Here is a 4,299-nt window from a genome sequence, read left to right as displayed (position 1 = left end):
AGCGTGATCTCTGCGCGGCCCTGGGGTCACCTGGTGGAACGGGTGATTGTCACAGTTGTGCCACAGCCGCCGAGACGATGCCGATCGTCAACACCGTGCTGTAATGCCCCCATGGCGACATTCGGTGCGGTGCGGCGGCACCGGGAGCGGCACAGCACGAACCGTTCGGGCTGGCTGCGCGCGGCCGTCCTCGGCGCGAACGACGGCCTGGTCTCCACCTCCAGTCTCATCGTCGGCGTCGCCGCGAGCGGCGCCTCCACCGGCGCGGTCCTGACCGCCGGGATCGCGGGTCTGACCGCGGGGGCGATGTCGATGGCGGCCGGGGAGTACGTGTCGGTAAGCTCCCAGGCCGACGTGGAACGCGCGGACCGGGCCAAGGAGAGCGCGGAGCTGGCGGCCGACCCCGTGGCCGAGCTCGCCGAGCTGGTCGGCATCTATGAGCGGCGCGGCCTTCCGCACGACCTCGCCACGCAGGTCGCCGTGACGCTGACCGAGCGGGGTGCGCTGGAGGCGCACCTGCGCGACGAACTCGGCCAGAGTGAGGCCACCCGGGCGCGCCCGGTCCAGGCCGCCGTCGCGTCGGCGGGCAGCTTCACGGCCGGCGGGCTGGTGCCGTTCCTCGGGATGTCGGCCCCGGCGGGAGCGGGCCGCCTGATGCTCGTCGTCGTGGTTGCGGTGATCGGTCTCGTCGTCGCGGGCATACTCGCCGCGCGGGCCGCCGGTATGGCGCTGCTGCGTCCGGCCCTGCGCGTCGTGCTGGGCGGCGCCGCTGCCATGCTGGTCACCGCGCTGGTCGGTCTGATCACCGACGCGGCCGGCGGCTGACCGACCGCCGGGACGTACCTCGCCCACCACCGATCCACCGCTGGTCCGCGGGCTCATACCGTTCCTCGGTGGACGCGGGGGCGGACCACGGGCCGTCGACACCGGCGCCGCCGGGTCTGGTAGGCGGCTACATCCGGTGTTCGACGATCACGTCGGCGGTCATCGCCAGCGCGCCAGGGCTGCGCGGGCTGCGCACCACCACGAGGGCGAACAGGGCGTCGAGCACCGACAGGTGCACGATCCGGCTGGTCATCGCCTCGATGCGATACGCCGTCTCCCGACTGCCCACCACCACCGCGTGCTGCACCAGCTCGGTCAACGGTGACCGGGCAAAGCTCGTGATCGCGGCGGTATGCGCCCCGGCGTCCACGGCCGCCCGCATCGCCGCCAGTGTCTCCGCCGTCGAGCCGGTGTGGCTGACCGCAACACACAGATCACCCGCCGCCAGCATCCGGGCAGTGACGTGCTGCACATGCGCGTCCCCGGCGAACCGCGCATCGACCCCGACCGTGGTCAGCCGGTAGGCGGCATCCATCGCCAGCGGCGCCGACGTCCCCACCGCCACGAACAACGTCCGCGGCGCGGCGACGACCAGGTCGGCGATCGTCGCCAGCACGCCACCGTCGATCCCCCGCGCCGCCTCGGTCAGCGCACTCGCAGCCCCGCCGAGCACCTTCCCGGCAATCTCATCCGGGCCGTCGGCCGCGGACACCTCGTCCACCAGCTGCCGCTCCACCGGCAGCGTCTCCCGGATCAGCGCCAGCTTGAGTTCCTGATAGCCCCGAAGCCCCAGGCTCTGGCAGAACCGCACCACCGTCGCCGGCGAGCTTCCCGACACCTGCGCCAGCTCGCTCACCGACTGGTGGATCATCGCAACCGGGTCCGCGAGGACCTGCCGCGCCACCCGCTGCTCCGCCGACGACAACGACGCCGACAAAGCCCGAATGCGCTCCAACACGGCGGGCGCGTCAGCGTCGCCCGCGACCCTCACAGTAACGTCACTAGTCACGACACGTCACGCTAAGCGCGTAGGCACAACGGTCAGATACCCAAAGGTAAACTAAGAATGAATCTTCCATGGTATTATGGATCATGAAAATCCGTTTCAGTCAACCCGCTCGCTCCCGGCCCGGATGAGGGGGCCCCGAGCTCGTCCGACCCTCAGCGCATGATCCCAGTATGGCCGAGGGAGTAGCGACCGGGTTGCGGCCAGACCGCGAGACCGTGCGGCTCACGGCCGACGGGGATCCGAGCCAGCAGCCGGCCGGCCTTCGGCTCCGAACCTCCGGGCCCGCCGGTGTCGAACACGTACACGACGTTGCTGCGGCGGCCGGACAACCACAGCCGCGAGCCGTTGGCATCGACGTTGCCCATGTCCGGGGTTCCCCCACCGGGGATCGGCCAGGTGGCCACGACGGTCCGGGTGGCGAAGGAGATGACCGAGACCGAGCCCTGGTCGCCGGAGTGCGGGAACGGCGGCTTCATGGAGTCCATGTGGCCACCCCGGTTGGCGACGTACAGGAATCGGCCGTCGCGGCTCGGGTAAAGGCTGTGGGTCTCCGGCCCGGTCCGGACGAAATCGACCCTGGTGAAGCGATCCCCGTCAACGAGGTGGACACCGTCGGCGTTCATGTCCGCCACGTACCAGATCCGACCGGCCGAATCGATCTTGATGTCCTGTGGAGCGGCGTCCCGGCCGAGGTCCAGATATCCGATGACCCGCTGACGCGGGATGTCGATCTTGACGAGTCGTCCCGCGAACTCGCAGGTGGCGATCGCATAGGAGCCGTCGACGGAGAAGTCGACGTGGTTGACGCCCGCGCAGGCCGTGCCCACGTCCAGGCTGTGCCGTAGGGCGAACGTGTGCGGATCACGGAAGTCGATGTGGTGGTTCGCCTCGGCGATGACCATCGCGTTGGCCCCGTCGGGAGTGAAGTACAGGTTGTACGGGTCCGCGACCGGTACCGCGGGCCCGGCGGGCCGACCGGTCCGCGGATCGATCGGTGACAGGCTGTTGCCGCGGTTGTTGTTCACCCACAGGGTCCGCAGGTCCCAGGAGGGGACCACGTGCTGCGGCTCGCGGCCGGCGGCGTAGGTGTCCACGACCCGCAGCGTGCGCTGGTCGATGACCGTGACGGTGCCGTCGCGCAGGTTCGGGACGTACACGAGAGGCGGATCGTCGCGGACCACCGGGCTCAGCATCCCGGCACGCGCGTGCGCGTACACGTCCACGACGCCGCCCTCGCCACGGGGCAGGGCAGAGTCGGCTCCCCGGCCCGGCGCGGGAACGGAACCCGGAGGGCGGGCGGCACCGGCCCCCGTAGCCTGGTCGCTCCTGACCCGGATCAGCCATACCACCAGCAGTGCGACCACCAGGGCCGCCAACCCGGCCAACATGATCAGACCACGCCGCCGGGACCTGGTCCCCGGCTGGCGGCGCTGCGCTGTCGACCCCTCCGGCATGCGGCCAGAGTAGAAGGCCTGAGCGGGCGAAGCCACGATCGACGGCGCGGCCGTCCAGCTCGACCCACCAGGACTCCGCGGTACGCGGCACGCTCACACTCATCTGGCGGTGGGGGTACGCAGTGCGGGCAGGTCCCGGAGCTGGCGACGGGACGTGATGCCGAGCTTGCGGAAGATATTGCGCAGGTGGGCGTCGACGGTGCGGGGGCTGATGAACAGCCGTGCCGCGACCTCCTTTGACGTGGCGCCCTCCGCGACCAGGCAGGCGATGTGGGTCTCCTGCGCGGTGAGGTCGTCGGTGGTGCCCGACGTGCGGCCGCGCACGTCGGCGCCGGCCGCACGCAGCTCGGCGGCGGCGCGGTCGGTGAAGGCCGCCATGCCGTTGTCGGCGAACCGGTCGTAGGCGGTACGAAGCTGCCGGCGGGCGTCGCGTCGCCTGCCCTGGCGGCGCAGCCACTCGCCGTAGAGCAGGTGCGCCCTGGCCAGATACGGGGCGAGCGGGCTCCTCTCAAGGTGACCTATGGCCGCGGCGAAGTCGTCCTCGTCGCCGGTGACGAGTGCGCGGGCGTAGGCGCCGACGCCCAGCGCCCACGGTGTGCCGCTGCCCTCGGTACGTTCGGTGAGCGATACCGAACCCGACCGGGCCACCTCGTGCTCGCCGCAGCGGACCGCGGCCTCGACCAGTTCCGGCAGGGCGATCGCGGCGACGAACAGGTCGCCGTGCCGGGTGGCCGCCTCGGCGGCGGCAAGTGCCGCCGGGTAGTCGGTGAGGCCGTTACTCAGGACGGCCGTTGCCCAGTCGGCGTTGGCGATCGTCTGCCCGGTGCCGCTCGCGGTCGCCTCGGCGGTGAAACCGTCGATCACCGCCCGCGCCTGCGCCTCCCGGCCACGCAAGGCGGCGAGGTGCAGCTGCGGATACGCCAGCGGCTCCACCCCGACCGCGTCCGCCACCGCCTCCTCCTCGGCGATCGCCGAGGTGGCGGCGGCGAAGTCACCGGTGTGCACCGCGCC

Annotated in this window: 4 protein-coding genes; 1 reads left to right on the top strand and 3 read right to left on the bottom strand. The window is 71.5% G+C overall.

What is annotated here, in order from left to right; genetic code table 11:
* Positions 1-111 precede the first annotated feature (111 nt).
* Positions 112-825 (top strand): VIT1/CCC1 transporter family protein, encoded by a 714-nt coding sequence (locus tag AC08ON_RS15150; RefSeq protein WP_476608087.1) that lies wholly within the window; start codon positions 112-114, stop codon positions 823-825.
* A 127-nt stretch (positions 826-952) separates the two neighbouring features.
* Here AC08ON_RS15150 and AC08ON_RS15145 read toward each other — a convergent pair whose 3' ends face one another.
* From AC08ON_RS15145 to AC08ON_RS15135, 3 genes are all read right to left on the bottom strand, one after another.
* On the bottom strand, positions 953-1,783 hold the full coding sequence (locus tag AC08ON_RS15145) for a MurR/RpiR family transcriptional regulator (RefSeq protein WP_476608088.1): 831 nt from the start codon (positions 1,781-1,783) through the stop codon (positions 953-955).
* 203 nt (positions 1,784-1,986) lie between these two features.
* Positions 1,987-3,288 (bottom strand): YncE family protein, encoded by a 1,302-nt coding sequence (locus AC08ON_RS15140; protein WP_476608089.1) that lies wholly within the window; start codon positions 3,286-3,288, stop codon positions 1,987-1,989.
* Between the two features lie 99 nt (positions 3,289-3,387).
* Positions 3,388-4,299: helix-turn-helix transcriptional regulator (locus AC08ON_RS15135; protein WP_476617197.1), on the bottom strand; the 912-nt coding region annotated here is incomplete at its 5' end.

This window comes from Frankia sp. CoWAU3 (assembly GCF_977971855.1).
Note: the sequence above shows the minus strand (reverse complement) of the source record. Positions and strands in the feature narration are given on the sequence as shown.